The organism is Chryseobacterium pennae, assembly GCF_003385515.1.
In the GTDB taxonomy this organism is placed as follows: Bacteria; Bacteroidota; Bacteroidia; order Flavobacteriales; family Weeksellaceae; genus Chryseobacterium; species Chryseobacterium pennae.
On sequence record NZ_QNVT01000006.1, the window covers coordinates 54,161 to 76,663 of the forward strand.

Genomic DNA, 22,503 nt, shown 5'->3' on the forward strand with positions numbered 1-22,503 from the left:
AAAAAATATTATCTTTTAATTTTCGAATTCTTTAAACGGGATTTTTAGTTGAACGGAAACTAGCTTTTTTTCTTCCGTATTCAGATGAGAAAGAGACAATCCAAGCAAACGAACTGCTTTATCAAAGGGGCGAAGTTCCCAAAGCTTTTTTCCTGTATTGAAATATTCTTCCGGAGTTGTAAAATATTCTTCCCTGGTGATACTTCTTGTAAAAAGCAAGAAATCTTTATACTTAATTTTTAAGGTTAAAGTTCTTCCGAGAATATTGTTTTTCTGTAAACGCTGATGAAGTTCCTGGCTAAGGCTGTCCAGCTTTTCATTGATCTGCTGTTCATCAAAAAGATCTTCAAAAAAAGTTCTTTCTACCGCAACACTTTTTTGGATCCGATGAGGTTTCACCTCCGAAGTATGAATACCACGAACTACATTGTAGTAATGCTGCCCTGATTTTCCAAAGATTCTTACCAGATCTTCAAGCGATCTTTTCTTTAAATCTTTTCCTTTATAAATACCTAAACTGAACATTTTGTTAGCCGTAACTTTTCCAACTCCATAGAATTTTTCCACGGGCAATTCTTCCAGAAAGTTTTCCATTTTATCAGGATGGATGGTTTTCTGGCCATTAGGTTTATTGATATCAGAAGCTACTTTGGCTAAAAATTTATTGACAGAAATTCCCGCAGAAGCTGTTAAGCCTGTTTGTTCAAATATTTTCTGACGGATTTCCCTTGCGATAAGGTTGGCAGATTCTATTCCTTTTTTATTTTCGGTGACATCCAGATAGGCTTCATCCAATGACAAAGGTTCTACAAGATCAGTATATTCATAGAAGATCTCACGGATCATTTTAGAAATTTCTTTATACCGGGTAAAACGTGGCGGAACAAATATCAGATCCGGACATTTCTCCTTTGCTGTTTTACTGGGCATAGCGGAACGGACACCATACTTTCTGGCTTCATAGCTTGCCGCTGCCACTACACCACGGTGCTGACCGCCTACTGCAATAGGTTTTCCTCTCAGGGCAGGATTATCATGCTGCTCCACGGAAGCATAAAATGCATCCATATCCACGTGAATAATTTTACGAAGCGGCAAAGAAAAATCCATATCACAAAGATATGGATTCCTGTATATTCATAGATTGTTTACTTATACCTGTAATCTCATTATGACTTCCAGTGTTTCGAAACCTGATTTTTCATAGGCGCTTATTGCTTTTTGATTTGAGCTGTATGCTTCTAATCTTATTTCAGAAATATTTTTTTCTTTTGCCCATTGAGTAAGTTCTAGGATTATCATTTGATTGATTCCTTTTCCTCTGTATTCTGGTTTCACGTACATGAAACCGAGATAAGCGTATTTTTTAAAACTATAAAAATTCCTTTCTATTTCCTTTATCATTGCATATCCTGATGCAACTATTTCATTATTTATTTCAGCAATTATAAGATTTGCATCTTCTGATGTAATTAAAAAATTTAAATCATAATAATTAACTTTATTTCCAATTAGAGTTTTGTTAAAAGGCCTTTCTGCTGAAATGACAGCCTGTTCAAATTCTAAAAGTACTTTTAAATCTTGTTCTTGTGCTTTCCTTAATACCATGTTTTTCGTGTTATTTTTCAAAGAGTTTTATATCTGGATGATTTTCCTGTGTAGTTTCTTGATATTGTATTGAAATATTATTTCAGCAGATTATTTAAGAATAAAAACAGGTAGTTTGTATTTTATTCTTAAATATGAGATGGTAAATCATGAAAGAACACTTATAAGTATTTATAGGTGTATTATTTTAAGTAAAAATAAATATATTAAATGAAAATATATCCAAGTTAAGGGACTTATTTTTAAATGTTACAAAAATATAATATTTAAGTAAGATTATGTACTCAGACAGTTTATGATTATTGATAAATCAAAGAAATAGGTAAGACTTTTACTGTAGATAATTAATGAATAGTTCTTATATAATAGCTGTTAACTGATTTGATATCCGTAATGTTAGATATTTGATAGCAATGAGTTTTCGTTTAAGGAATTATTATACTCTCTACAGAAATATAAAATAGGTCCATATCCACATGAATAATTTTTCGAAGCGGCAAAGAAAAATCCATATTGCGAAGATATGGATTCCATTATTTATAAAAGGGAAGCAAGAAGCTGGAAGAGGGAAGTTAATAAGGTCGATATAAAAGTATGACCAATTGATTGAAAAGTAATTAAAATGATATTTGGTTGTTGGTAACACTTAGATTACTTCCAGCCTCTATCTTCCCGCTTTCCGCCTTCTTACGGTTTCAGTCTCATCGTAAGAAGATGAGGTTCGAAACCTGCTTTTTCATAAGCTTTTACAGCAGATTCATTTTCAGCGTAAACATCCAGTCTTACTTCTGAAACATCTCTGGATTTTGCCCAGCTGATAAGTTCATCAGTAATTATTTTATTGATTCCTTTCCCTCTGTATTCCGGCTTTACATACATAAAGCCTAAGTAAGCATAGTTTTTAAATTTATTATAATCCTTCTCTGAATTTTTAATAAGCGCATACCCGGATGCAATAATTTCATCATGGTCTTCTACAACAATTAAAGTGGCATCTGATGATTGTATGAATTCATTCAGATCATAATAATGAATTTCACCATCAATTAAAGTACTGTTAAAAGGTCTTTCTGCAGAAACAATGCCCTGCTCAAAAGTTGAAAGGATTTCTAAGTCCTGCGCTGTGGCTTCTCTTGTGATCATGGTATAAAAAATAAATGAAGTTTAAACATTCCGTTTTTTATGGGATGTTTAAACTTCAGGGTTTTGATGTTTTAAAAATTATTTTAAAAGATTATCTATGGTTTGCTGAATCTCAGGATCTTCAGGAGAAATAGCATAATATTTTGCAATAGCAGATTTCTGATCAATAATCATATATCTTGGGATCCAGTTCAGGTCCACATAATTGTTGAAATCATTTTTCCAGCCGGAAGCAAACCAATAATTATCTTTTTCCTTCATATTGAATCTTACAAGGCTCTTATCAAAGCCTTCTTTAGATCTTTCCAGTGATAGGAACACAAAGTCAACGTTTGGATTGTTTTTTTCTAATATTTCAGCTTTTGGAAGTGCCTGAAGACAGTCTCTGCACCATCCGGCCCAAAAATCAATTACTAAAACTTTTCCTTTATGCTGATTCAGAATTTCCTCGATGGTAATCGCTTTTCCATCCTCATCTTCCAGCTTTTGTTTTAAAGCTTCTTTGGAAAATCCGGTTTTAAGAGCAGTAGGAATTTTTTGTGCATAGCTCAGTCCGAACAGACCTACCATAAAAATTAATAACAACTTTCTCATTCTACAATTTCATTTACACAAAACTAAGCAATGCATTGCAATCTGAGATTGATTTTTGATGAATTGGGAAAAATTTATATTATTGACAATTTCTATGAATATTGTATAGATCAAGGATAAACTCTCTCCGAGAGTAAACGTTAATTTTTAGAAAGAATATTTTTTGCCACGGATGCCCGAATTTTTTCATTTTATTCGTGGCTATAAATAAAGATTTTAAAATATTTTTTGAGATTGAAACAGAGGTTCCTATTGGTAATTTTTAATCAAGCCTTTCACTACGGTAATTACATTCGGCATTGCTTTATTTGCGGCATTTAAAACTTCTTCATGAGAAACAGCAAAAGCAATGTCTGGCCCGCCAAGATCAGTAATTACAGACATACAGAATGCATCCATTCCCATGTGTCTGGCAACAATTACTTCAGGAACGGTACTCATTCCTACCATATCACCACCGATGGCTTTAATCATTCCGTATTCGGCCGGAGTTTCAAAAGTAGGGCCTTGCAGGGCAACATAAATTCCCTGATGGATTTTAATATTGTTTTCTGCAGCAGCCTGTTCGGCTACCGCAATCATTTTTTTGTTGTAAGGTTCGCTCATATCCACAAATCGTGGTCCAAGCTCGTCGATATTTTTGCCACGAAGCGGATGTTCAGGCATCATATTGATGTGATCTTTTAAAATAACGATATCTGCAATACTGTAGTCAGGATTTACGCCGCCACAGGCATTGGAAAGAATAAGATTTTTAATTCCCAATAGATGAAAAACTCTGATCGGAAAAGTTACAGTTTCCATAGAATGCCCTTCATAATAATGAAAACGGCCACTCATCATCAATACTTTTTTCCCTTCCAGTATTCCATAGATAAGCTTTCCGGTATGTCCTACCACAGTAGTCTGTGGAAAATTGGGGATATCTTTGTATTCTAAAATATGGATGGGTTCTACTTCATTCTGCAGTTTACCAAGTCCGGATCCTAAAACAACAGCAAAATCAGGAGTTTCCTGAATGATCTTTCTAATGAAATCAGCTGTCTCATGAATTTTTTCTAACATAATCTAAGATGATTTGATTGAATTCTTCCTTCTTATCAATAATGACATTGATAGGCCAGTAGTAAACAATTTCTCTAAGATAATCAAAAGTTTTCAGACGAACATAATCTTTCTCTGTGGTTAATATCAGCTTATATTCTCCTAATTTTTTATACTCCGCAAGGATTTTTTTAATATCATCATCCGTAAAATTATGATGATCTCTGAATTTCAGATGGGTAACCCTTTTTGAAAATTTTGCCAGATGTTCCAGTAATGGTTTAGGATTCGCAATTCCGGTGATCAGTAAAATATCGTAATAGTTCAGGTTATTATCCGGAAGCATTTTATCTTTTCCGTATACATTTTCATCATAACCGATAGATGAAAAGAATACTTTTTGGTTATAAGAAGGTCTGATTCTTGAAATATAATACCTTTTGGTTTCCTCCGTCAGTTCATCAGGACATTTGCTGACCATAATGATATCTGCTCTCCTTGAGCCCGCTCTGGATTCTCTAAGGTCTCCGGCAGGAAGAAGATAGTCTTTAAAAAACGGATCATTAAAATCAGTCATCAGAATATTGAACCCTGCTTTGATCGCACGGTGCTGCATTGCATCATCAAGGATCAAGGCTCCAAGATCCATGTCTTCGATTACTTTTTTGGCTCCGGGAACACGTTCTTCTGAAACGGCAATGACAAAACGGTTTTTAAAACGTTCAAAAAGCTGCATCGCTTCATCCCCTACAATCTTGTAGTTGCTTTCATAATTCGTTACTTCATAGCCTTTGGTAAGCCTTCCGTAACCTCGTGAAAGAACTCCGGTTCTGTAATGTTTGGATAAATACTGGGCAAGATACATCACCATTGGTGATTTTCCGCTTCCGCCTACGGAGAGGTTTCCGACATTGATTATCGGTGTTTTAAATTTCGTTGATTTAAAAATCCCCAGATCATACATTGTGTTTCGGATACCCGTTACCATATGATAAGCAAGGGAAAAAGGATAAAGGTACCATCTTTTCATACGAATGCAAAAATAGGAATTTTCATAAGCATTGGAGTAATATTCTCAAAGAGTTTTCAACAAATATTTGTTAAATTAAAGTATTTTTGTGGAGTTATAATAATACTTTGAGATACTTTATAGAATTTTCTTACAACGGAAAGAATTATTTCGGCTATCAGATACAGCCGGACGCTATTTCCGTGCAGGAAGAACTGGAAAAAGCCCTTTCCACCATTTTAAGAGAAGAGATTAAAACTACCGGTGCCGGAAGAACGGACACAGGTGTTCATGCCAAAAAAATATTTGCTCATTTTGATACGGAGCTGGAATTGAGTGATGAACTTCCACGAAGACTGAACAGTTTTCTTCCACCGGATATTTCCATTGAAAGAATTTTTAGGGTGAAAAATGATTTTCACGCCCGTTTTGACGCTACCTACAGAACCTACGAATATTATATTTCGTTGGAAAAAAATCCGTTCACCCAGGAATCTGCCTGGCAGCACTGGAAAAGGTCTTTAGATATCGATAAAATGAATGAAGCATGTAAGATCCTTTTTGAATATGAGGATTTTACCAGTTTTGCCAAATTAAAAACCGATAATAAAACGAACATCTGCAAAATGTATATCGCAAAATGGGAACAGAATGGAGCTGAACTGAAGTTTACTGTTTCTGCCAACCGTTTTCTTAGAAATATGGTTCGTGCTATTGTGGGAACGATGGTAGAGGTCGGTACAGGAAAATTAAAACCGGAAGACCTCCGAAGAGTCATTGAAGATAAAAACCGTAATGCTGCCGGAACTTCTGCTCCTGCCCATGGATTGTATCTTGTGGATGTAGGGTACGAATTTTAAATAAAAACTAAAAAACTATAGTCATGTTATCAATTCTTATTCTTATTGGAGCTTACCGGTATTATGCACGGTTAGCAGAAAAATTCGGAAAAATGAAATGGCATCTGGGGCTTCTGGCTATAGGAGTTTACCTGGGAACTCAGATTATTTTAGGAATGTCTTACGGTGTTTATTTAGCTTCCACTGATCCAGAGGCTGTAAATAATGTAAGTTATACAGGTTTTTCTGCGGCTAATCTGGTAGGTTGGCTACTTTCTCTTCTTGCAGTATGGGGTGTTTATCTGCTTCTTGAAAGAAAATATAAGCAAGAGAATCTGCAAAAGCCCTCTATAGAAATTCAACAGATCAGTAAGGTTTCGGAAGAATCGCAGAATTAAAAACAAACCTTTCAACATACTCAATAAAAATGAGGGTAATTGCGAAAGATATTCATTCTGTAAATGATAGGTATCTTACATTTTCTATAACGATTTGCAAAAGTTGTACGGGCTGACAATTTATAAAGTCTTATTTTTGCATAGAATTTTAATTCTTTTCTTCGATTCGTATAATGAAAAAACAAGATACCTGGGGAATTGTAAAAAGGCTGTTCTTTATCGGAATGAAGTTTCGATCTTGGTTCATCCTTACTTTAGTAATTTCCGTAATACTCTCAATAGTTTCTACTTATAGACCATACCTTACCATGAATGTGGTGGATAATGACATCACAAAGCTACAGGACAAAGCTTTGATGATGAAACATATCTATATCCTTGTGGGATTGGTATTTGCCGAGACGGTTTTAAACTTTTTCCTGGTTTATTTTTCAAACTTTATCTCACAGAATGTAATCCGGGACATTAGAGAGCGATTATACTCTAAACTGATTTACTTTAAAACATCTTTTTTTGATAAAACTCCTATCGGTCAGTTGGTAACCCGTGCTGTAGGAGACGTAGAAACCATTGCAACAGTATACACGGATGGATTTCTAATGGTTTTTGGAGATATTCTGAGAATTGTATTTGTATTGATTATGATGTTCAGTACAAACGTTCATCTGAGTTATATTACCTTGGCCATTCTGCCTTTAATGGTGGTGATTACAAGATTTTTCCAGAAAAGGCTTAAAAAAGCTTTTGGTGATGAAAGAAACTGGACATCAACACAAAATTCTTTTGTACAGGAAAGGCTGGCAGGAATGCCCATTATTCAGGTATTCAACAGACAGGAATCTGAGTTTAAAAAATTTGATGATATCAATATTACGCTGAAAGGAGCATTGCTGAGAACTGTTTTCATTTTCTCATTATTCTTCCCGGTAGTAGAACTTATTTCCTCATTATTTATAGGATTTATCCTGTTTTATGGAGGATATATTACCATCAGTGCCGGAGTAGTCATTGCTTTTATACAGTATATATCCATGCTGATCCGTCCTTTAAGACAGATTGCAGACCGTTTCAATAATATCCAGAGAGGAATTGTAGGCGCCGAAAGAGTATTGGGATTAATGGATGAAGAAAATTCTATGACCAATACAGGAACAGTGAAAAAAGATCACTTTGCCGGTAAAATTGAATTCCAGAAAGTGCATTTTGCTTATGATGAAAAGCAGGAAGTATTGAAAGGTATTGATTTTAAAGTAAATCCCGGAGAAACAGTGGCCATTGTAGGAGCTACAGGAGCCGGAAAATCTACAATTATCAGCTTGATCACAAGATTGTATGATATCAATTCAGGAAATATTCTTATTGATGATGTGGATTTAAAAGATTATGAACTTTATAATCTGAGAAGCCATATTGGGGTGGTATTGCAGGATGTTTTTCTGTTCCACGGAAGTATTTTTGAAAATCTGGCGTTTGGTGATGATAGTATTACACTGGAAAAAATAAAAGCAGGTGCTAAGGAAATTGAAGTAGATCAGTTTATTGAGAAACTTCCGGGTGGTTATGACTATGTGGTAAGTGAAAGAGGCTCTTCAATCTCTTTAGGGCAAAGACAATTGCTGTCGTTCCTGAGAGCTTATCTGTCTGATCCTAAAATTTTAATTCTGGATGAAGCTACTTCTTCTATTGACCATGAAAGTGAAAAACTGATTCAGCGAGCTACGGAAAAAATTACCAAAAACAGAACCTCTATCATTATTGCCCACAGGCTTTCCACGATTGAAAAGGCGGATAAGATCATTGTGATGGAGCACGGTAAAATTGTTGAAGAAGGAAAGCATCTGGAACTTCTGGATAGAAATGGATATTATGCCACTCTTTACAAAGCACAGCTTCGACATGAAGTGGAACTTGAAGAAGAAAAGAAGTAATAAAGAAAGAAATATAGGATTTATTAAGAAATCTCTAGTTCAATATTTGAAATACATAATGGCTTAGAAAATAGTTGAGAAACTATGCTCTAAGCCATTATAATTTATTAATTAATGTCAGATAAAATCGTATAATTTGAAATGTTATTAACATTTTGAACCGCAGCCATACTGAATTTATAAGCATTGAAAATCTCCATGCTGACAATCCATCTCAAGGTATTACCCTCTCTAAAATAAAATTTTCCGGTTGTAACATCATGAATTAAACCATTATCTACAAGTAATGGACTGTCAAATCCTTTTGCGGTAAGGACTGTAGCTTCCATACGTGAATTAAAAGTATATCTGAAAGTCTTAGGTGAAGTAAACAGACCATTCCATGTCATTTCTGAAGCAACATGCCTCCAGCTTCCTCTGAAAAGAATGCAAAAGTATACATTTCCATTTTCAGTTACTTTAATAAAATCTCCGTTTTTACTGGATATGGGTTCTCTAACTCCTTTTGCCTGACTTTGAGTCGTAGATTTTGTTGGTGATGTCAATACAGTGTTTTCATTGTCATCATTAGAACAAGAAAGGGTGAGTAGTGCCAGAAATGAAGCACAAATAATTTTTTTCATAGAAATTAGTCTATTATTTATTTTAAACCTCAAAGATATATGTTTTAAATTATTTTATCACCATTTGGTGTAATATGATATCTTTATTTCTTTTTACAGCGGCATAAAGTATCAGTGTAATATTCAATAATAATATCAAAGTTTTTCGATTTTTTTATTTTCCAAAAAAAGATTCAATATTACTATTAAAAAAGAGAGCTAATTGCTCTCTTTTTTGTTTATTTCATTTAATTAAAATTGTAATTTTTTAGTCAGTACCTTTCCATCTTTTAGCACTACATTTACTGTGATGATTGTGCTCTTTTGATTGATAGGAAGTCTAAATTCAGAAGCATTGACGTCTGTTCTGTTTACCAATAGCTTTCCTGATGCATCATAGATATGTAATGAAGCAATTTTTGATTCCCCTTTTACATATACTGAATTTTCATCCTTGGTGATGAATGAGTTATTCTTTGAAGTTACATCGTTTACAGACAATGTAGCCTGTGGTACTATGGTGACGGAATAATCTTCTACTTGCCCATATTTTGGTGTATAACATGATGTAATGATAGTGCCTGCTATATCACCGATAACTCTCATTCTTAAAGGCGTATTCAATACAGCACTTGATGGTGGAGTTACGGAGGCGGTAGCAAATGAACCATTAGCTACCCCTGTCTGATTCAAAATAAGCTCTGTAGTTTCATCAAATTGGCCATCATTGTTGTAATCAATATAAGCTTTTATAAGGTGGTTGTTGCTTGTTCCCGGAGCAACAGTGATTGTGGTCGCTGTGTTGCTAGGAATTGTGGTTTTACTGGTCCCCAGGCAATAGCTTCCGGTAAAATTTTCATAGAAATTATTGATTGGCTGTTTGTAATTGTTGGAAGAATTGTTGATACTTCCAAACTTTACAGCAGTAATTCCGATGTTATAATTTCCAGGAGTGCTTATTGTTGTTGGAGTACATGCATTGGTAAGGGATACATTATTATTGGGGGTTATACTTGAAGTAACCGGAGAGTTGATTAACGATTGTCTGAACTTAAGAAGTTGTGCTGTGGCACGATCGGTTTGTCCTTGGGTAAACAAATCTCTGAAGCAAAATGTATAAGACATTACATTTCTTTCTCCACCAGCATATACAAGGCTTGTACATGGGTTGATTTGTCCGGCCTGGCAGTTTCTTGGAACAGAAGCATGATAAAGGCTTTTCATAGGTTCAGTATCACATACTAAATCTCCATTCAGGGTACAGTCGGTATTTACCGGGCAATCTCCTGTAGTAGCGTTATAGCCTTCGTGAGTGTGTCTTAACCCTAAAGCATGACCAAATTCGTGGGCTAAAGTCTGTGCATTGACTGCCGAGGCACTCGTTGCCATGAAAGAATAATCGTTACTCCCTCCTGGATAATAAGCATAACCATTTAATCCACCAGCGTTGGAAGTCAGTTTTTTCACAACATAGATATTATAATACTTGCTGGTATCCCATTGCCCCATAGCAGTGATCTCTGTTGCCAGTACTGCATTCATCGTATTGTCATCATTTACCCCGCCGCTTACGTATTTTGGAAGTCCGGAAGCATCAATTCTATTGATTCCATTGGTTGCATTGCAATTAGGATCTATCTTCGCAAAAACGAATTTTACAGGTAAAGCTGAACTTGTAGCAGCCATTCCACTAGATGGGCTACCTGCAAAAACACCATTGGTATAGTTTACCCAGGCTATAATATCTGCATCAGACTTATTATTAACATTTCCTATTGGGCTTCCGTCACCTACAACGTGTACAACGATGGGAATTTCATATATCTGGTTTTGGCCATTCTTAGCAGCCAGTTTTCCAGTTTTTATCATTTTGGATAATTCCAGATTGAAGTTTTCATCCTGGATCTTTTCGTTCGGGAACTTGGCATAATGTTTTCTCATTAATTCGTCAGTTCCACATTCTAAAAATTCTATATTCTGTGAATAAAAATTTGAAGATAAAGTTGCTGTAATAAGCAGAAATAATAGTTTTTTCAAAGTTATTTATTTAAGTGTTGTTTTTTTGTCCGCCAAAAATAAATAAAAAACTATAAAAATCAGTGCTTTTTAAAGCTGCAGAAAATAAAGTTTTGGGTAGTATCGAAAGGAGTAGTGTGATCTTCCCCAATACATTGAATCTTATCGAAATCTCCGTTAAATTTTGTAGAAAGAGATTCCTCATCATATTGCTGAATATCAAGTCCACTGCATTTAGCAGGCCCATTTTTGGAAAAAGTTCCTAAAATCAGGAAGCCATTAATACTATTATTCGCAAGGTCAATATATTTTGCAACCTGTTCTGAAGTAGTCAGGAAATGGAAGGCAGCTCTGTCATGCCAGATATCATAGGTTTCTGTAGGTTCAAAAGTGGTAATATCTGTAGCAATCCATTTAATTTTGCTTGCACTGTCACCCAGTCTTTGTTTTGCTTTTTCCAAAGCTTTGTCAGAAATATCCAATACGGTAATGTTTTCATAACCTTCTTCAAGCAGAAAATCAACAAGATTACTGTCTCCACCGCCAATGTCTATGATTTTCGCCTCTTTTCCCAATCCGAAAGAATTAATAAAATCAAGAGAAGTCTGAGGCTTTTTCTGAGTCCAGCTTACCTGATCGGGATTTTTAGTTTCGTAAACATTTTCCCAATGGTTTTTATTGTCGGAAGAATTCATATTTCCTTTAACTGATTATTTATTTCCTCAAATTTATTAATTAATCCGTCAATTTTCCCCTGTTGTTTCTTAATTGTTTTAGGTCTGATATAAAACCAGTTGAAAACAATCCACAATAGAGTAACGGCATAAGTCAGAATTGCAGAAACAGATGACATTTTTGAAGCGTATTCATACATATACAGGCATATTCCGAGAAACAGCATCATGAAGTATATATTAAGCATGGTGGTCTGCATAAATTTCTGTTTGTTCTTTATGCGATAGAGATTCTGAAGATAGTCGCTGTTGGATTGGGTGTTATCAATTTTATAAAAGATCATAAACATCCTGTTGTAAGCCAATAGAAAGATAACCATAGCCAGAATAACAAGTACGATTCCAATCTTTGTACTGATCAGTTGAGGCTGGTAACGATACCAGATAAAAGCAATACACAAGCTGGTTGCAATCAGTAAAAGGTTAGTAAGGATAAGTTTACGAAGGTTTTCATTTTTAAATTTTTTCAGAGTATTGAGAAGCTCTTCTATATTAGGTTTCTTGGAAGTCTGCTGTTTCCAGATATTTTTAAAATCAATATTAGTATCCATTGTGTTTAAATTTTTGTGTTAATTTTTCTTTGATCCTGTGGATTTTTACCCGGATGTTAGACTCCGAGAGTCCTGTAATCTGAGCTATTTCTGCCTGTTTTAGTTCTTCCAGTTCCAGAGAGATGATAATTCTGTCTGTTTCCGGAAGCTCTGAAATAAACTGATAGAGCAGCAGTATCTGAGGTTCCATAGATTCCTGTTTTTTCTCTTCCAGATTAATGGGTAAATCTGTTTTAGAAAATCTTTTTTCTTTTTCTATCTGTCGGAGGCAGTTGTTGGAAGCAATTCTGAAGATCCATGTTCCGATTCCTGATTCATTTCTGAACTTCGGAAGTTGCTGCCAAACGATGATGAATGTTTCCTGAGCAAGATCCTGAGCGAGGTCGGGATCATTTACATATCCCATGCACAAGCGGAAAATTTTTTGCCAATAGGTTTCGTAAATATCCTCAAATACCATTATTTTGCGGATAAAAAGTTATTAAGCTGATTAAAATACCATTCTTTGTCATCATACATAATGAAGTGTAATCCTTTTGTGGAATATTGAAGATTAGCATTTTTAAGATTGGAGTACTGTGCTTCAATGGATGGTTTCATAAATACAAAATAAGACTCTAAAAGAATAAGAGAGGGGCACTGTATATTTTTGATAGTTTCCCTAAGATCTGTATTAGAGAAATCACAATACATTTTTGCAAATGTTTTTCTGTCAGATTTCATACTCCAGTTAATCACAGTTTCCTGCATAGAAGTGTCAGCCAAAAGGCGTGGGATAGTCTGAGTCTGCATTTTTCGAAAGTTTTCATCGGGCATTGCTGTAAACTTACTGATGGTGGTTGAGCAGTCATTGTTTTCCTTGGATTTAAAATTAGGGTCGGAGATTGCTGCCAGGCAAGGTAACGTATCTACAATTACAATTTTACCTGCCAGCTCAGGATAATCTGAAGCAATTGCCAGAGCGAGTCCACCACCCATACTGTGTCCAATGATAATGGGCTTTTCAATTTTATTGTTCTTTATATAAGCTGCAATTCCCTTTTCCCAATCTTTGAAGCTGGCCTCAGCATTGGGTTTTGCTCCTGCAAATCCTGCCATAGTTAAAGTATAACAGGTGAAATCTTTTTCAAACTTTGCAGTTGTTTCGTTCCATACATCTCCTGAAGATGCAAATCCGGGAATCAGAATTAAAGACTGTTTTCCCTTTCCGGTTTTCTTCACCTCAAACGGGTATGTTTTTTCCTGACCAAATATATTACATACTGCTGCAAAAAATAACATGATGATAAGAAGGAATGTGAATTTTTTCATGATTTCTAAAGTTTTAAGGTTTATTTGTCTTTTAGAGACGAGAGTTTTTAAAATGTTACACTATTTTTTAGTTTTTTTTGAAAAAATATTTTTTTTCGTTGAAAAGGCTTACTGTAAAGGAAAGTGTATGTTGAATTTTTTTTTACTATCTTCTTAAGGGGGTTGCATTTTCTTAAATAAATATGATAAATATCATGATGAGTACGATGTATACGTTTGTTTCTCCGTATTCCCTCTCTGGTGGGTGATTAATTATGGTTGTGAAATGAATTGTATTTTGGCTATTTTGATAAATAAAACGAATAAATAATGGTGTAAAGGTGTTTATATTGATAAAATTTGCTAAATTTATTAAAAATTTAAGTCGCTGCCCCGGGAAGTGATGGGGTAGATCGGCAAAAATGAAATTTTAACTAAAAAATTTAAAAATATAAATGAGCAGTAGTATCCAGGATGAATTTAAAGTCTTTAAAGACGAGCTAAAAAAACTTAATATTGAAGTACAGAAAGTCGTAAAAGTAGGAAACGGAAGTATGGATTTTCATGAAGTTTTCTACAAATCACCACGATATGAAGAGGTGAAAACTGTGTATGTTCAGCGTCATAATCTGGACAGTATGATAGAAAAATTTAAACAAGCTTACCATTAAAATAAACCCGGCGCCGCAGAGAATCTGCGGCGCCGGGTTTTTATAGGTTTAATCGCGAATAAGAAACTCCAAAATATTAATGGAAAATGCTATTGAGTAGGCTGTTCTTTAATCGGCTGAGTAATCAGGAGCATTTAGAAAATTAATCTTTGTCCAGTGTTGATGTATTTTTAGTATCCTTCATCCCGATATATACTACGAGAGAAAATAAGATACAACCAGTAATATACCAGTAGAAATATTCTTCAGAACCGATCTTTTTAAACCAAAGAGCAATATATTCTGCAGTTCCTCCAAAAATGGCTACTGTAATTGCGTAAGGAAGACCTACACCCAACGCCCTGATCTCAGACGGAAAAAGTTCAGCCTTTACCACCGCATTAATGGAGGTATAGCCACTTACAATGATGAGTGCTGCCATAATAAGGAAAAAAGCACTCCACATTGAAGTTGTGGTACTAAGTGCTGTTAGAAGCGGAACCGTACATAAAGTTCCCAGAACACCAAATCCCAGAAGGAGTGGACGTCTTCCGATCCTGTCAGAGAGTCCTCCGAATACAGGTTGGAGGCATGCGAATATAAATAGAGAAACAAAAGAAATTAAGGTTGATTGCTCCTTGCTGAGATGAACGGTATTCACCAGAAATTTCTGCATATAGGTGGTATAGGTATAAAATGCCAATGTTCCTCCCAAAGTAAGACCTACAACAGTAAGTAAAGCTTTAGGATGTTTGAGAAGCTCTTTAATAGTTCCTTTTTTCTTTTCATTGAAATCTTTTTTATTTTCGAAGGCTTCCGTTTCATGAAGATTGGCTCGTAGATATAATGCTATAATGGAAAGCAGAGCTCCTATAACGAAAGGAATTCTCCAGCCCCATTCCTCCAGCTGAGCTTCTGATAATATTAGTTTTTGCAGAATCAGCTGAATTCCTAATGCAATAAGTTGTCCGCCAATCAGGGTGACATACTGAAAGCTTGAATAGAAGCCTCTTCTGTCTTCCGTTGCCATCTCACTGAGATAAGTGGCTGAAACGCCATATTCTCCACCCACACTTAGACCCTGTAATAATCTTGCAATTAAAAGTAGGATAGGAGCCAAGATACCTATAGTTTTATAAGTTGGGGTAAGGGCAATAAGAAGAGAACCAAAGGACATCAGCAGTACGGAAAGAGTCATTGCTTTTTTTCTTCCGATTTTGTCGGCTATACTTCCAAATAACCATCCTCCAATAGGACGCATAAGGAAACCGACTGCAAAAATCCCTGCAGTATTCATTAATTGAGCATTGAGATCAGAATCCGGGAAAAAGGAATTGGAGAAATAAATAGCAAAGGCAGCATAAGCATACCAGTCATACCATTCAACAAGATTTCCTATAGATCCGCCTACAATGGCTTTGATTCTCTGAGCAGTAGAAATTGGGTTAGTATTCATAAGAGTAAGATATTAATTTTTTTAAAGTACGATTTGTAGAGAAAGCAGAAACTCACCTTTTCTGTCAAAAATAGTTTTGGAGGTGATATCATATAATGGCCGGCTGCTATATTGAGCAACGATTCTTGCATTTTGACCATATAAATAGAAATTGGCGCCTATATCATAATAACTTCCGCTTTGGTTAAGAGCCTTCATATTTTTTAAGGCATAGTTGAAAAAGGGCTGAATTTTTAAGATGTTACTGAATTTTGGAATAACGAAACCTGCCTGTGAAAACCAGATATTTCCTGTTCCCATCAAAATCCTGTTATTTCCAGCTCCTTCCAGTGCCCTTTGCCCGGTAAATGTGGGATCTGGACCTCCGGGATTAAGTAGCCCACTAATCCTTAGGTAGTTGGTTCCATAATTGTAATTATAGTACACTGAATAGAGCGTGAGCCCCATTTCTTTGCTTTTATTACCTAAAGGTATTTCTGAATAAATGTCAGCTCCAAAAATATTGGCGGGATGAGATTTAAAAGTATTTTCTGAAGGTTGACTTTGTGTAGCATCTTTACTTGTGTAGAAACCAGCTCCAATATTCAGGACTTTTTTCGCTGAGAGGTTATTTCCGGATAAAAAAGAGGTGACAGTAGTCTCTTTATTGAAGAACTGATAAAAAGCATATCCCGAATAAGATAATTTTCCACTTTGATTATTATCCACTGCAGGTCCTCCAACCACAGGTTTTAAGTTCGTAGCAAAAGGTTTGTTGATGCTGAATCTGTAGTTAAGCCTGTCAAACTCTCCATGGATGAAGACTCCCAATTGTCTTGAAAACTGATCCGCAATTTCAATGGATGGGAAATTGAAAATAGGAATGTCTCCTGCAAGCATTTTGGTTGTACTGGCATTGGTAAGGCGGCTAACTCCATTCCAGGAATGAAGACCTGCTCCCAGATAAAGATTATTCTTATTGGGTTCTCCTGTGTGAAAATTATTTCTTGGGATAATAGCCAATTCATTATAGGCATCATGAAAAAAGAACGGTGCTTTCTTTCCTGCTCCATTATTACCAGTTCCGGTTCCTCCTCCTGAAATAAAATTCTGATTATTAATCCCCATTTGCAGGAAGACAGAATAATAAGGCGTCAGCTGACTTTGAATTGTTAGTCTCATTCTCCGGATTCCTGCATCATAAGTTTGTTCCTGAGGTACTCCATTGACGCTGGTGCCTGGATTATTGTCGATACTTCGAAGCCAGATTTGGCTTGAAATACCAAATCTAATCCATTGATCACCTTTAGAATTAAGCTTGATCTTAAGTTCTCCAACATCCAAAGGTATTTTCTCGGAATGATTTTCTACGGGATTTTTTTTGATACTAATTGTATCCTGGCTATAACCGTTTTGGATAACTATTACACTAAAAATAATGAAAATTTTTTTCATAGGTATTTTTGTTTGCACCTAAGCAAGACATAAATTCTGAAGAAATTCTGAAGTTTGTATGGGATTTGGAGTTTAGTTGTTTTTTTTATTGGTAATCAGTGTTTTGTTTTGGGAAATTTACTTTTATAGTATGTAAATTGTTCTCAAAATGATAAGAGATTTCTGAATTGTAAATCTCCAAAATCTTCTTCACAAGTGCCAAGCCGATCCCAATAGAGTTTTGATTGGGGTTTCCACGTCTGAATCTTTTAAACAATTCATTCGTAGGAAAAGCAGGTGCATTTCCGGTATTTGAAATCTGTAAGTAATTCTTTGTAAGGGCTACTGATATTTTGCCCTGATGTATATTGTGCCTTTTAGAATTATTGATAAGGTTATTGATAACAATGGTTGCCAGGTTGTTATCAAAATCAAGAAATATCTCTTCCTGAATTTCTTTTGTCAGTGTAAGGTTTTGAATTTCAAACAGATCTTCAAAGTAATGCAGCCTTTCCTTCAATAATTCTGAAAAATTGATGAGGTGTACATCTTTTTTTTCAAAGTGGTCCAGTTTGGCCAAAAGGATAAGGGATTGATTTATAGATGATAACCTGTCCAGTTCATCATTCATTGAAGAAAGTGTGATAAGCTGATTTTCTGAGAGTTCACTGTCCATTAATAGTTCTATTTTCCCTTTGATAGAGGCTAAAGGAGTCTGGAGTTCGTGAGAAGTATTTTCTGATAGTTCCTCAAGCAGATGATAATCTTTTTTAGAGCTTTCAGACATTTTTATGAGAAACGTGTTCAATGATTTGAATTCTTCTGTCTCGGTTTCCATTAGATTCATGGGTCGGCTGTCTCTTAAACTGAATTTTTTGATTTCATCCATTGCATGATAAAAAGGTTCAAGAATTTTTTTGGAAACCAAAAGACTGACAATAATCGTGAGAATAATTAGAAAGACCATAATCCATGCAACAACCATAATGATACTGATCAAAAAATTATTTTCAATAATTGTAGTGTACCGTACACTTGTTATAGCATATTTTTTTTGGTGAATTACGGGATATGTAATCACTGTAATCCTGTTAATATAAGACTGAATACTTTTATTCCAGATATATTTTTCTTCAATAATTTTTTCCTTAGTATTTTGGAAAGTGGAAGGAAGGATTTTTACACGGGTTTGGCGATGGTGTGCTGTAAGATAATCGTAGTTTGGATCTTGTTCTAGTTTTTTGGTTACATAGGCATTTAAATCTTCAAGCTTAAGAATAGCAGATTGCATGGTTGCTCTTTCAAAAGCAAAATAAAGAATAGCAAAACCAGTAATAAGAACAAAAAATACTAGAATGGTAAATGCTCTGGCAAAACGGAAACTTAAATTCATTGATCAATCCATTTATAACCTAATCCGTAGACGGTATGAAGATAATCCTGTCCTCCTGCATCAATAATTTTTTTGCGTAAGTTTTTTAAATGTTGGTAAACAAAGTCTATATTATCAATACTGTAGGTGTAGTCACCCCATAAGTGGCTTGCTATAGCCTGCTTAGAAAGCATTCTGTTTTGATTGTTGATAAAATAGATTAGAAGATGTAACTCTTTTTTAGTAAAATTAATTAGCTGTCCATTAATTTTACATTCCTTGGATTCCAGATCTACTGTAATTTCATTGAAAGTGAGAAGGCGATTCGTTTCAGGTGTTTTTCTTCTCAGAACAGCCTTGATTCTCGAATGAAGTTCAGGAAGAGAAAAAGGTTTGGTTATATAATCATCGGCTCCGTCATCTAAACCGGTCAGTTTTGTATCCAACGAATTTTTTGCTGAAACTATAATGACACTTGCCTTTGGGATATCATTTTTGATATGTCTTAAAATTTCCAGCCCATTGCCATCGGGCAGCATCAGATCCAGAAGAATACAGTCATATTCAAACAGTTCAATTTTTTCTAAAGCCTCTTTTGTGGTAGATGCTACTTCACAGATATAATCTTCTTTCTTGAGATAATCTATCGTATTTGCTGCAAGTTCTTTATGGTCTTCTATGATAAGGATTTTCATACCGGTGTTAGTCCAAAATAAGCAATTGTTTGGTTTAAAGATAAAAAAAAACGCTCACAAAAGAATAATTTGTGATAATTTTGAGTTTTTATTACGTTTTTTTTAAAATCTGTATCCCAAAGAAAGTCCGCTTCTGAAGCCTGCCCACGGCCCGTCCACTTTTATTTTTGCTCCATTAGCATTGGTTTCCACAGTGTATTTTACAAACGGAATATCCAGATTTTCTATTTCTTTTTTTAATTGTGACTGCATATCTGATGTAAGAACATAATCAGAAGTCATCGTAAAGTCACCTTTTCCACTTCCGTAATGAGCTCCGGCAATCCAGAAATCAAGGACCAGATTCTGGCTTCGGGTAAGGAAAAACTGAACTCCTACCATAAGTCCGCCGCTATTGCCCTTGGTATTTCCCTGTCCTTTAAGGGGGATCTGATAGGTATTCCCATCCGGTCCGTTATAATCATAGTAGAAATCAAAAGTATTGGAAGAAACATCCGAATAGCGGTAATAAGGAGCGAAATAAAATCCTTTTCCATATCCTTTCCCGATATAGAACCTTGGCTCAATGGTGAAATTGGTAGCTTTTACTCTTAGGTTTTCAAATCTTTTTTCATCCTTATCCTTCAGAAAGGCATTGATAAAAGGGACTTTACCTTCCGGCATTGTTCCGAAACCAATATTCAGGGAAAGCCATTGATTAAAAGCCCGCTCATAAGACAGGTTGATATTCCTGAATGCATAAGCGGTAACATTCGTCTTGACGATATTCATCTTTTCAGCTGAAATATTTTGATCCTCCTGTGCCTGTAATACTGAAAAAAGGAGACAGGGGATGAAGAGCATTACTTTTTTCATAATCTTATATTTTGTGATGTAAAAAAATAGCAGCAAAAAGTGGGCTGAATTTAACATAATAATTAAAATTCACAGAAAGAACACTTAATTTGTCAATGGTATTGGTATTTTTTTTATTTTAAAATTAAAGGTAATGTAATACATTTCAGGAATAGATTGTCATAAAAGTATAATCCATTTCAGACATGAGAAAAACTATATATACCATTTGCATTCTTTGTGGAACCTTCGTTTTTTCACAAGAAGTAAAAAATGATACGGTGAGTACTTCAGAGACAAAAGAGCTTCAGGAAATTATTGTAAAGGCACAACGTAAGAAGCAGTTTGCTGATAAAGCAGTGTATACTTTTGATAAAGCCGCTCTGGAAAAAGCCCGGTATGCAAAGGATTTGCTAAGTACACTTCCTGAGCTGCAGCTGGACCCGGTTTCAAATACGATTACAAGTACAAAAGGAGGTACTGCTTTATTTCTCATAAACGGAGTGGAAGCTACAGACATGCAGATCAGAAGTGTAGCGCCCAGTGAAGTGGTGAAAGTAGAATATTATGATATTCCACCGGCAAGATGGGCAACAAGAGCAGATATTGTAGTCAATATTCTGACCAGATCTACTGAAACGGGATATGTTTTTGGGGCAGAAGGATTTTCAGCAGTGAATACAGGCTTTGTAAATGCATCTGCGTATGCTAATTATACAAAAGGCAAGAATGATATAGGATTGGAATACTCTCTTAATGTAAGGGATTACAATGACAGAAGGGTAAACAGTATTTATGATTATCAGTTGGATGGTAAACATTATCGGTCTAATGAGGACAGGAAAGATCATTTTGGCTATACTTATCAGTCTGTAGCATTGCGTTATACCCGTTTGGTTCCTGATAATTATGTGTTTCAGGCAAAAATGAATATGAATATTTTCAGCAGGTTTTCAAAAGGAACCGGACAAAGTATTTTTACAACAGATAATACTATTGAAGAGCATGCAATGTTTAAAAATAATGGTTCAGATTATGTAATTCCTAAGCTGGATCTTTATTATTCTAAAAAAATAGGTCTAAAAGATGAGTTGAGCATTAATGCTGTAGTTTCCGATTATACCACCAATTCTTCAGAAACAGCTAAAGAATGGGTTACAGGAACCGGTCTTTCCGTATATGACAACGATATGATTTTAAAGGCTAAGCAGACAAGTTTTGTGGGAGAGTTGGCACATACTCATGATTTTAAAGCGGGAAAACTTTCGTCGGGATATCGTATTTCAAACTCCTCAATTTCCAATGACCTGAACAATCTTTCCGGATACACTCAATATAAGGTTACTTATCTGGAGCAATATCTTTACAGTGAATTTGCCGGGAAAATAGATAAGTTCAGCTACCGTATCGGGGTAGGGCTTACCAATATTCATAATAAAAGTGCAGAAAATACCTTTGATGAGTGGTCTTTTACTCCAAAAGTAGTGCTGGCTTATCAGCTTAAAAATAATCAGAGCATCCGGTTTACCAGCAGTTATAAACCTATAAGCCCATTGAGTAATGCACTCAGCAGTAATGTCGTTCAGCTCGCTCCCAATATTGTACAGAAAGGAAACCCTTTCCTTACATCTCAACAGAAATGGACCAATAGCCTTACGTATTCGTTGAACAACAAGTATTTTGATTTTAATGTGAATGTGTCCTATTCTTACACAGACCGGGTGATCAATCAGTATTATATTTTGGATAATACTTTTGGAGGTTATGCACTGACTTATGAAAACGGAATGTATGCTCAGCAGGTTGGAGCCTTTATTTCAGGGTCTTTTAAGCCTTTCGGGAACAATCTTTTGGTGGTAAAGGCTAATCTAGCCCCTACTTTCGAAATGGTAAAAACCAGTACCGGGGCAGTGATTAAAAATGATTATTTGGCCAACTATTTTGTACTGTCTTCGGAATATAAAAATTTCTCTGCTCAATATCAGTTCAATATCCCAACGTACAGTCTTAGTGGTGCTTTTTTGAATACTAATGAGAATCAGAATAATGTTTTTATCAGCTATAAACATAAAAACTTTACTTTTTCTACAGGAATGTACTGGATAGGAATGCCTTCCGAATATAAAACGAAAAGCTTATCTGAAAGTTTGGTGGATTATAAAGTTCATACACAGATCATGAACAACAAGTCTATGTTTGTAATAGGCCTGAGCTATGATTTTTCTAAAGGAAAAAAAACTGAGGTTCAGAAAAAACTGAATAATGATACAGCACCGGCGGCTACTTTCTAAAAATACTGGAAGCGAGATGCTGGAAAATACTAAAGG

Annotated in this window: 22 protein-coding genes; 5 read left to right on the forward strand and 17 right to left on the reverse strand. The window is 35.2% G+C overall.

Annotated features, from left to right (window positions below; all coding sequences use genetic code 11):
• Nucleotides 1–15 precede the first annotated feature (15 nt).
• From dinB to lpxK, 6 genes are all read right to left on the reverse strand, one after another.
• Entirely contained in the window at nucleotides 16–1,110 is a 1,095-nt protein-coding gene (gene dinB / locus DRF65_RS08160) for a DNA polymerase IV (RefSeq protein ID WP_115970274.1), read from the reverse strand.
• A 42-nt stretch (nucleotides 1,111–1,152) separates the two neighbouring features.
• On the reverse strand, nucleotides 1,153–1,629 hold the full coding sequence (locus DRF65_RS08165; protein WP_228438580.1) for a GNAT family N-acetyltransferase: 477 nt from the start codon (nucleotides 1,627–1,629) through the stop codon (nucleotides 1,153–1,155).
• 666 nt (nucleotides 1,630–2,295) lie between these two features.
• Nucleotides 2,296–2,751, reverse strand: coding sequence for a GNAT family N-acetyltransferase (locus DRF65_RS08170; RefSeq protein WP_115970276.1), 456 nt, complete (start codon nucleotides 2,749–2,751; stop codon nucleotides 2,296–2,298).
• A gap of 78 nt (nucleotides 2,752–2,829) precedes the next feature.
• Complete coding sequence (locus DRF65_RS08175; protein WP_115970277.1) at nucleotides 2,830–3,345, reverse strand: TlpA family protein disulfide reductase; 516 nt, start codon at nucleotides 3,343–3,345, stop codon at nucleotides 2,830–2,832.
• A 249-nt stretch (nucleotides 3,346–3,594) separates the two neighbouring features.
• Entirely contained in the window at nucleotides 3,595–4,410 is an 816-nt protein-coding gene (locus DRF65_RS08180) for a purine-nucleoside phosphorylase (RefSeq protein WP_115970278.1), read from the reverse strand.
• A complete protein-coding gene (gene lpxK, locus DRF65_RS08185) occupies nucleotides 4,391–5,419 on the reverse strand; it encodes a tetraacyldisaccharide 4'-kinase (RefSeq protein WP_115970279.1) in 1,029 nt (342 codons plus the stop codon). The genes DRF65_RS08180 and lpxK overlap by 20 nt, the downstream gene beginning before the upstream one ends.
• Before the next feature lie 107 nt (nucleotides 5,420–5,526).
• Here lpxK and truA point away from each other — a divergent pair, with 107 nt between their 5' ends.
• The 3 genes from truA to DRF65_RS08200 all read left to right on the forward strand — a co-directional run bounded on the left by truA (nucleotide 5,527) and on the right by DRF65_RS08200 (nucleotide 8,563).
• The gene (gene truA, locus DRF65_RS08190; RefSeq protein WP_115970428.1) at nucleotides 5,527–6,258 is read left to right on the forward strand and encodes a tRNA pseudouridine(38-40) synthase TruA; all 732 of its coding nucleotides are present in this window, start codon (nucleotides 5,527–5,529) and stop codon (nucleotides 6,256–6,258) included.
• Nucleotides 6,259–6,281: 23 nt separating this feature from the next.
• On the forward strand, nucleotides 6,282–6,635 hold the full coding sequence (locus tag DRF65_RS08195) for a hypothetical protein (RefSeq protein WP_115970280.1): 354 nt from the start codon (nucleotides 6,282–6,284) through the stop codon (nucleotides 6,633–6,635).
• 173 nt (nucleotides 6,636–6,808) lie between these two features.
• Nucleotides 6,809–8,563 carry an ABC transporter ATP-binding protein gene (locus DRF65_RS08200; RefSeq protein WP_115970281.1) on the forward strand — a complete coding sequence of 585 codons (1,755 nt, stop codon included), beginning with the start codon at nucleotides 6,809–6,811 and terminating at the stop codon, nucleotides 8,561–8,563.
• 107 nt (nucleotides 8,564–8,670) lie between these two features.
• Here DRF65_RS08200 and DRF65_RS08205 read toward each other — a convergent pair whose 3' ends face one another.
• The 6 genes from DRF65_RS08205 to DRF65_RS08230 form a co-directional block, all read right to left on the reverse strand.
• Nucleotides 8,671–9,186, reverse strand: coding sequence for a hypothetical protein (locus tag DRF65_RS08205; RefSeq protein ID WP_115970282.1), 516 nt, complete (start codon nucleotides 9,184–9,186; stop codon nucleotides 8,671–8,673).
• Nucleotides 9,187–9,417: 231 nt separating this feature from the next.
• The gene (locus DRF65_RS08210) at nucleotides 9,418–11,202 is read right to left on the reverse strand and encodes a GEVED domain-containing protein (RefSeq protein WP_115970283.1); all 1,785 of its coding nucleotides are present in this window, start codon (nucleotides 11,200–11,202) and stop codon (nucleotides 9,418–9,420) included.
• A gap of 59 nt (nucleotides 11,203–11,261) precedes the next feature.
• Complete coding sequence (locus tag DRF65_RS08215) at nucleotides 11,262–11,876, reverse strand: class I SAM-dependent methyltransferase (protein ID WP_115970284.1); 615 nt, start codon at nucleotides 11,874–11,876, stop codon at nucleotides 11,262–11,264.
• Nucleotides 11,873–12,466 carry a hypothetical protein gene (locus tag DRF65_RS08220; RefSeq protein ID WP_115970285.1) on the reverse strand — a complete coding sequence of 198 codons (594 nt, stop codon included), beginning with the start codon at nucleotides 12,464–12,466 and terminating at the stop codon, nucleotides 11,873–11,875. The genes DRF65_RS08215 and DRF65_RS08220 overlap by 4 nt, the downstream gene beginning before the upstream one ends.
• Nucleotides 12,456–12,926 (reverse strand): RNA polymerase sigma factor, encoded by a 471-nt coding sequence (locus DRF65_RS08225; RefSeq protein WP_115970286.1) that lies wholly within the window; start codon nucleotides 12,924–12,926, stop codon nucleotides 12,456–12,458. The genes DRF65_RS08220 and DRF65_RS08225 overlap by 11 nt, the downstream gene beginning before the upstream one ends.
• Nucleotides 12,926–13,777, reverse strand: coding sequence for an alpha/beta fold hydrolase (locus DRF65_RS08230; protein WP_115970287.1), 852 nt, complete (start codon nucleotides 13,775–13,777; stop codon nucleotides 12,926–12,928). Before DRF65_RS08230 ends, DRF65_RS08225 begins: the two co-directional genes overlap by 1 nt.
• A 434-nt stretch (nucleotides 13,778–14,211) precedes the next feature.
• Between DRF65_RS08230 and DRF65_RS08235 the strand changes: the two genes are divergently transcribed.
• The gene (locus DRF65_RS08235) at nucleotides 14,212–14,427 is read left to right on the forward strand and encodes a hypothetical protein (RefSeq protein ID WP_115970288.1); all 216 of its coding nucleotides are present in this window, start codon (nucleotides 14,212–14,214) and stop codon (nucleotides 14,425–14,427) included.
• Between the two features lie 142 nt (nucleotides 14,428–14,569).
• Here the strand turns inward: DRF65_RS08235 and DRF65_RS08240 are convergent, their stop codons facing one another.
• From DRF65_RS08240 to DRF65_RS08260, 5 genes are all read right to left on the reverse strand, one after another.
• On the reverse strand, nucleotides 14,570–15,862 hold the full coding sequence (locus DRF65_RS08240; protein ID WP_115970289.1) for an MFS transporter: 1,293 nt from the start codon (nucleotides 15,860–15,862) through the stop codon (nucleotides 14,570–14,572).
• Nucleotides 15,863–15,883: 21 nt separating this feature from the next.
• Nucleotides 15,884–17,296 (reverse strand): porin, encoded by a 1,413-nt coding sequence (locus DRF65_RS08245; RefSeq protein WP_115970290.1) that lies wholly within the window; start codon nucleotides 17,294–17,296, stop codon nucleotides 15,884–15,886.
• An 85-nt stretch (nucleotides 17,297–17,381) separates the two neighbouring features.
• Nucleotides 17,382–18,668 (reverse strand): sensor histidine kinase, encoded by a 1,287-nt coding sequence (locus tag DRF65_RS08250; protein ID WP_115970291.1) that lies wholly within the window; start codon nucleotides 18,666–18,668, stop codon nucleotides 17,382–17,384.
• On the reverse strand, nucleotides 18,665–19,342 hold the full coding sequence (locus tag DRF65_RS08255; protein ID WP_115970292.1) for a response regulator transcription factor: 678 nt from the start codon (nucleotides 19,340–19,342) through the stop codon (nucleotides 18,665–18,667). The genes DRF65_RS08250 and DRF65_RS08255 overlap by 4 nt, the downstream gene beginning before the upstream one ends.
• A 102-nt stretch (nucleotides 19,343–19,444) precedes the next feature.
• Entirely contained in the window at nucleotides 19,445–20,197 is a 753-nt protein-coding gene (locus tag DRF65_RS08260) for a DUF3575 domain-containing protein (protein ID WP_228438582.1), read from the reverse strand.
• 185 nt (nucleotides 20,198–20,382) lie between these two features.
• Between DRF65_RS08260 and DRF65_RS08265 the strand changes: the two genes are divergently transcribed.
• Entirely contained in the window at nucleotides 20,383–22,467 is a 2,085-nt protein-coding gene (locus DRF65_RS08265) for an outer membrane beta-barrel protein (RefSeq protein WP_115970294.1), read from the forward strand.
• Nucleotides 22,468–22,503: the final 36 nt, after the last annotated feature.

Coding starts and splice junctions, on each gene's coding strand:
- dinB (WP_115970274.1), bottom strand. CDS start 1,110: ATGGATTTTTCTTTGCCGCTTCGTAAAATTATTCACGTGGATATGGAT.
- DRF65_RS08170 (WP_115970276.1), bottom strand. CDS start 2,751: ATGATCACAAGAGAAGCCACAGCGCAGGACTTAGAAATCCTTTCAACT.
- DRF65_RS08175 (WP_115970277.1), bottom strand. CDS start 3,345: ATGAGAAAGTTGTTATTAATTTTTATGGTAGGTCTGTTCGGACTGAGC.
- DRF65_RS08180 (WP_115970278.1), bottom strand. CDS start 4,410: ATGTTAGAAAAAATTCATGAGACAGCTGATTTCATTAGAAAGATCATT.
- lpxK (WP_115970279.1), bottom strand. CDS start 5,419: ATGAAAAGATGGTACCTTTATCCTTTTTCCCTTGCTTATCATATGGTA.
- DRF65_RS08195 (WP_115970280.1), top strand. CDS start 6,282: ATGTTATCAATTCTTATTCTTATTGGAGCTTACCGGTATTATGCACGG.
- DRF65_RS08200 (WP_115970281.1), top strand. CDS start 6,809: ATGAAAAAACAAGATACCTGGGGAATTGTAAAAAGGCTGTTCTTTATC.
- DRF65_RS08205 (WP_115970282.1), bottom strand. CDS start 9,186: ATGAAAAAAATTATTTGTGCTTCATTTCTGGCACTACTCACCCTTTCT.
- DRF65_RS08215 (WP_115970284.1), bottom strand. CDS start 11,876: ATGAATTCTTCCGACAATAAAAACCATTGGGAAAATGTTTACGAAACT.
- DRF65_RS08220 (WP_115970285.1), bottom strand. CDS start 12,466: ATGGATACTAATATTGATTTTAAAAATATCTGGAAACAGCAGACTTCC.
- DRF65_RS08225 (WP_115970286.1), bottom strand. CDS start 12,926: ATGGTATTTGAGGATATTTACGAAACCTATTGGCAAAAAATTTTCCGC.
- DRF65_RS08230 (WP_115970287.1), bottom strand. CDS start 13,777: ATGAAAAAATTCACATTCCTTCTTATCATCATGTTATTTTTTGCAGCA.
- DRF65_RS08235 (WP_115970288.1), top strand. CDS start 14,212: ATGAGCAGTAGTATCCAGGATGAATTTAAAGTCTTTAAAGACGAGCTA.
- DRF65_RS08240 (WP_115970289.1), bottom strand. CDS start 15,862: ATGAATACTAACCCAATTTCTACTGCTCAGAGAATCAAAGCCATTGTA.
- DRF65_RS08245 (WP_115970290.1), bottom strand. CDS start 17,296: ATGAAAAAAATTTTCATTATTTTTAGTGTAATAGTTATCCAAAACGGT.
- DRF65_RS08250 (WP_115970291.1), bottom strand. CDS start 18,668: ATGAATTTAAGTTTCCGTTTTGCCAGAGCATTTACCATTCTAGTATTT.
- DRF65_RS08255 (WP_115970292.1), bottom strand. CDS start 19,342: ATGAAAATCCTTATCATAGAAGACCATAAAGAACTTGCAGCAAATACG.
- DRF65_RS08260 (WP_228438582.1), bottom strand. CDS start 20,197: ATGAAAAAAGTAATGCTCTTCATCCCCTGTCTCCTTTTTTCAGTATTA.
- DRF65_RS08265 (WP_115970294.1), top strand. CDS start 20,383: ATGAGAAAAACTATATATACCATTTGCATTCTTTGTGGAACCTTCGTT.